This window comes from Psychrobacillus vulpis, from assembly GCF_006861825.1.
In the GTDB taxonomy this organism is placed as follows: Bacteria; Bacillota; Bacilli; order Bacillales_A; family Planococcaceae; genus Psychrobacillus; species Psychrobacillus vulpis.
Genome location: NZ_VDGI01000046.1, coordinates 1 through 4,953, shown reverse-complemented (window position 1 = coordinate 4,953; position 4,953 = coordinate 1). Strand labels below are relative to the sequence as shown.

Below are 4,953 nucleotides of genomic sequence, written 5' to 3'. Positions count from 1 at the left end.
AGATTAGGCTACATTTTGTGAATGGTGACTTGGAAGAGCCGTGTGCGTAAATAGCGCAAGCACGGTTCTGTGAGGGGGGAGGAACACAATCTACCGCAAGGTAGAGAGGTTCCCTTCTACTCGACTACTTCAAGAAGGGGTAAAGCATTTTTTCTTATTGAACTAACGGTGCAGGTTACTTTAATAAGAATTTAGTTTATTTAAAATGGTATAATTAGTTAAAATAGTCCGATTTTAAAAATATTAGGGAGGTATAATTATGCAAAAATTAAAGAAATCTTCAAAAGATAGGGTATTACGAGGCGTTTGTGGAGTGGTTGCAGAATTTTTCGGTATATCTTCAACAATCATTAGGTTAATATTCTTTTTTACAGGTTCAATATCTTTTATTGTGTATTTATTTTTAGCAGTGACTTTAGAAAATGATAATAAATTATATTAAATCATCCCTTATTAAGCTAACGGGTGCTTTAGTTGAAGATTGTAGAGTTGCAATGCAGCTCTTTTTTCTTTTTCAACTAAAGGGGTAGTTTAGTTGAAAAAGCAGGCATATTTGGAAGGACGCCGAAATAGGTAACATAAAGGGAGTAGCTTGAATATTTCAATGTTTATTTTTATCATCTGTTCAATATGAAACAAAGGAGGAAATGACATTTCAATTAATCGATTGAAGAGAATAAGTTTTCTATTGCTTGTTTTAGTTTTCTTACTATTAGGGTGTACAAAAGAAAATGATGGAGATTGGAATCTGAGTCCTACATTCGATGTCGATAATCTAACTTTGCATGGAACTGAAGGGAAATTTGGTATTATTAAAGTAAATGGTGAAAGCAATGAACCTGAGTTTCCAGTAACACAAGGAAGACTTTATGAAGTTTACTTCTTGGATAGTTCGGAAGAACTTAATGGAAAAAAATACAAAATGATGGCTACACATCAAGAAACTGGTGAAACCGTCAAACTTCATGAAAAAAATATTGAAAAGGAACAGAATGCAGCGAAATTCGGATTTGACAAATTAGGGTTATGGAAAATTGATATAACTATTGATGAAAAAAATTATACAAGTTTTGTTGTTGAAGCGAAATAAGGTATTTTGTTCTTCAACTAACGAGTGATTTAGTTGAAGAAGTTAATTCGGCTTTTTTGTTGCAACTTTGGAACAAAATGTACATCGTAGGGATTCGCAATAGTATTTAATGAAAGAGGAGCTAATTTATCTCTTAGAATTAATGATGAATAAAAAGCAATCATAAGTGCACTTTAAGTAAAAAAAGAGGTGCTTTTATGAAAAAACTAGGTTATTTTTTACTTTTAGTTTTATTAACTTTTTCATTCAGTAATTTTGCTAGTTCAGAGGTCAAAGAAGCAAGTAAGATAAAGAAAGATACTTATGCAACAAGTGAAGATATTTTAATAAAATTAATAGAACCAGACATCAACAGGATAATCAAAGAAAAATATGGTAAGGAAATGATTTGGCAAGTTGATAAAGTTATCAAAGTAGGTCTTATAATGGATCATACTAAAAAGAACTCTGATTATTGGTATCACATGAAATTATCTGTTAGGCCACAAAGTGAAGAAGTTGGAAAGGCAGATGAATTAGATATTGTAGATATTAGGATAGACGTACCAAATATCTACGGTAGAGACAGGTATAAAGAGACAAATTCAAAAATGAAAATAACGCTAATTGAATATTTCCAAGTAAGACAAAGCCAACCTTGATGTTGATTTGTTCAGTTGTATTCGGAACATAATGTCCATCTTTCTTATTCAACTGACGGGTGCTTTAGCTTATGAACGTGGGGTTGCCAAGGCTTAGTTAAACAAGACCATCATTTTGATGGTCTATTTTTTTATCCGAAACATCAAGTAGATCTCGGAAATCCATTGTGAAATGTTACACTTAAACTAACGGGGCAGTTTAGTTGAATAAAAAAAAGGGGGATTTAAATGGTTTTTGGAATATTGATGATAATTTTTGGGTTTAGCCATCTAATGAAGAGTGACTATTTCTTATCCAAAAAAACAAGAATTCTTTTAGGTGAGGAAGAGTTTCAATCTTATCAGAAAGGGTTAGTTTTTCCTAACTTATTTACAGGAACATTAATAATTTGTATGACAATAGTTGAAAAATTAGAAATTCTACAAACATCAACATTTATCGCTTTATATATTATCTTAGCCATTATTCCCATTATATTATTAATAGCAAACAATAAAATAAACACTGGTCGATATTGGTTTTGGGTAAATGACTTCAAGTAAAGTGGTAACTTAAAATACCTCTTCTTCTTCCACTAACGGGTGCTTTAGTTGAAGATTCGGAATCCGAATTAAACAAAGTTATTAGCCATTTTTGAAACAACTTAAAACAGCCAAAACCCTTATATGACTAGGTTTTGGCTGTTTTTAATAAGGATTAACGCAAAATCGACTGAAAATCAGTCTAAAATATAAGAAATAGATGAAATAATACATTTTTAGAACGAGTTCGTAATGTGTTTAGAGTGAGCATAGATTAAAAAAGGCAGTACCTTCAGAATTGTTTATTTTGAGTTGATAGGTAAATCAGGAATCAACCCTATTTTTAGGCGTAGTTCCTTTTACAAAGTACTTAGTATAATACTCTTTCCTTAGCCTCCCGATTAATATGTGCTGAAAATATAAGAGTCCGAACTTGCGAGTCGAGACTCTTTTTGCTATGGATATAGAGGAGTTTCTGGTAAACCTATTCCACTCAAAATAGAAGTGCTATAACTTGCGAATATTGGAAAACATTAAATTAAAAGAAGGAATTAGCAGGTATTTACTACATAGTTGGCGAATTATTGGAAAAAGATTATACTAAAAATAATCATAAACAGTAAGAAGCGACTGGAGAGAAAAAAATGATACTATCAATTATACATTTAACAGATTTACATTTTAACCTATACTCAAATCCTATCTTAGAGAAAACTGAAAAACTATGTTCGTCAATAATTTCTCAAGTAAGAGGTTCTGAGTTTGTTATTTTTTGTATTTCGGGTGATATTGCTAACACTGGACATAGCGAAGAATATGACAATCATGCTCGCGGATTTTTTGATAATATAAAGGAACTAGTTAAAAGTGAGGCTGGAATAGAATGTGATATTATATTTATTCCTGGAAATCATGACTGTGACTTTAGTAATAAAGGTTTTATAAAAACAAGAGAGTTATTAATAAGCACTATTAACTCAAACACAGTAAATAACTTAGATCACCATACAATTAGTGAAATTAAAAAAATACAAAATAATTTTGAGAAGTTCAAAGAGGCTTATCATGATAGTTGGATAAAATGTGAAACTCAATACACTTCCCCATTGGTTGATAGTATTTCATTAACATTAAACGACAAAAAAATTACTATTAATTTAATAAACTCTTCTTGGATTTCACAAATTGATGAAAAACCTGGCCAAATGTTTTATCCTGTTAAAGAATATAGTGACACTATAAGCGATTATTCTGGTGATATTAATATCTCGTTAATTCATCATCCAGACCACTGGTTACATCCAGATAATAGAAGAGAAATGAGAGATATGTTAGAAAATGTTTCTGATTTCATATTATCTGGTCATGAACATGTAACCTCTAATTTTTTAGTAACAAACTGGGATAAAAAACAAATACAATTTATTGAGGGAACTTCCTTACAAGATATTTACGATTCTAAAGTGAGTGGATATAATGTCCTTCATTTTAATATCATAGATCAAACTTACCAAATTAAGAACTGTTCATGGAACTTAGAGTATTATGATGTTTCAAGATCAACGAAATGGGTTACCTTACTTCCAAACCAAATGTTAAAGGGAAAAGGAAACTTATTCCTTCCTAGTGAGACATATCAGTCATTTATCAATGATAATAGATTACCTATAAGTCATCCACGAAAAGCCGAGTTAGAAATGAATGATTTGTATATATTTCCTCATGTGGAAGAAGTGGATTTCGAGAATGACGAGAAAAAAACTGAATTGCTTGAGATACCTACGATAATAAAAGACCTCTTGCCTGGAACACATTTAATGTTCCTCGGAGATAAAGATTCAGGGAAAACTACTCTGTCACAAGTATTATTTAAAAATTTTATTGAGGAAGGTAACAAACCTGTTATGACGCAGGGAATTAGCGTAGTACCATCAGTAATCAACCAATTAGATACTTTTTTTGACAAAGTGATTACAGAAACATACAGTAGTGAAAGTGTAGAATTATATAATCAATTACCTAAATCAGAAAAAGTACTAATAATAGACAACTGGCACGAATGTAAACTCAATCAAAAGTATAAATCAGTATTTTTAAGTAGGGCAAACAATTATTTTACTAATATAATCATTTTCTCCCTTAGCAGTAACAGAGTAAATGATACGATCGGTTTAACGTCTTTTGACGATAAATATAAGTTAAGAGTTTTTGAAATACAAGAGTTTGGATATGTGAAAAGGGATTTAATGGTTGAAAAATGGATTTTATTAGGGCAAGAAGAGACGCTTACTGAAGAAGAGTTAATAATTAAAAAAGACAGGGTTGAAAGGATATTAGATCCACTATTAGGTAAAAGTTTTGTGCCAAGATACCCAATTTATCTTCTTGTTATTCTTAAAGCGATAGAAAGTGGTAATCCACATAATTTTGATAAGAGTTCTAATGGTTATTATTATGAAGTACTAATAAAAGATTTACTTGGAACTATTCAATTAGCAAATAATGAAACGGATAAATTATATAATTATCTTACTGAGTTAGCTTACAATTTTTATCAAAGTAAAACAAAAAGTATGATGCTAGTATGGATGTATGGACACAAGTTAGTTAAGTCTCTATCCTATAAATAGAGAGGACGTGTCCGGAATGAAACAAAAACGTTATAATCAAGAATTTAAACAAACAATTGTCGAACTCCAT

The 4,953-nt window shown here is 30.7% G+C and carries 5 protein-coding genes; all 5 read left to right on the top strand.

Annotated elements, in window-relative coordinates:
• The first annotated feature begins 259 nt into the window (after window positions 1-259).
• On the top strand, window positions 260-442 hold the full coding sequence (locus FG384_RS19290) for a PspC domain-containing protein (RefSeq protein WP_142644313.1): 183 nt from the start codon (window positions 260-262) through the stop codon (window positions 440-442).
• 246 nt (window positions 443-688) lie between these two features.
• The gene (locus FG384_RS19285; RefSeq protein WP_142644312.1) at window positions 689-1,090 is read left to right on the top strand and encodes a hypothetical protein; all 402 of its coding nucleotides are present in this window, start codon (window positions 689-691) and stop codon (window positions 1,088-1,090) included.
• 197 nt (window positions 1,091-1,287) lie between these two features.
• Window positions 1,288-1,731, top strand: a complete 444-nt coding sequence (locus FG384_RS19280; RefSeq protein WP_142644311.1) for a DUF3888 domain-containing protein — start codon at window positions 1,288-1,290, stop codon at window positions 1,729-1,731.
• A gap of 228 nt (window positions 1,732-1,959) precedes the next feature.
• Window positions 1,960-2,274, top strand: coding sequence for a hypothetical protein (locus FG384_RS19275; RefSeq protein WP_142644310.1), 315 nt, complete (start codon window positions 1,960-1,962; stop codon window positions 2,272-2,274).
• Window positions 2,275-2,897: 623 nt separating this feature from the next.
• Window positions 2,898-4,883 carry a metallophosphoesterase family protein gene (locus tag FG384_RS19270; RefSeq protein ID WP_142644309.1) on the top strand — a complete coding sequence of 662 codons (1,986 nt, stop codon included), beginning with the start codon at window positions 2,898-2,900 and terminating at the stop codon, window positions 4,881-4,883.
• Window positions 4,884-4,953 lie beyond the last annotated feature (70 nt).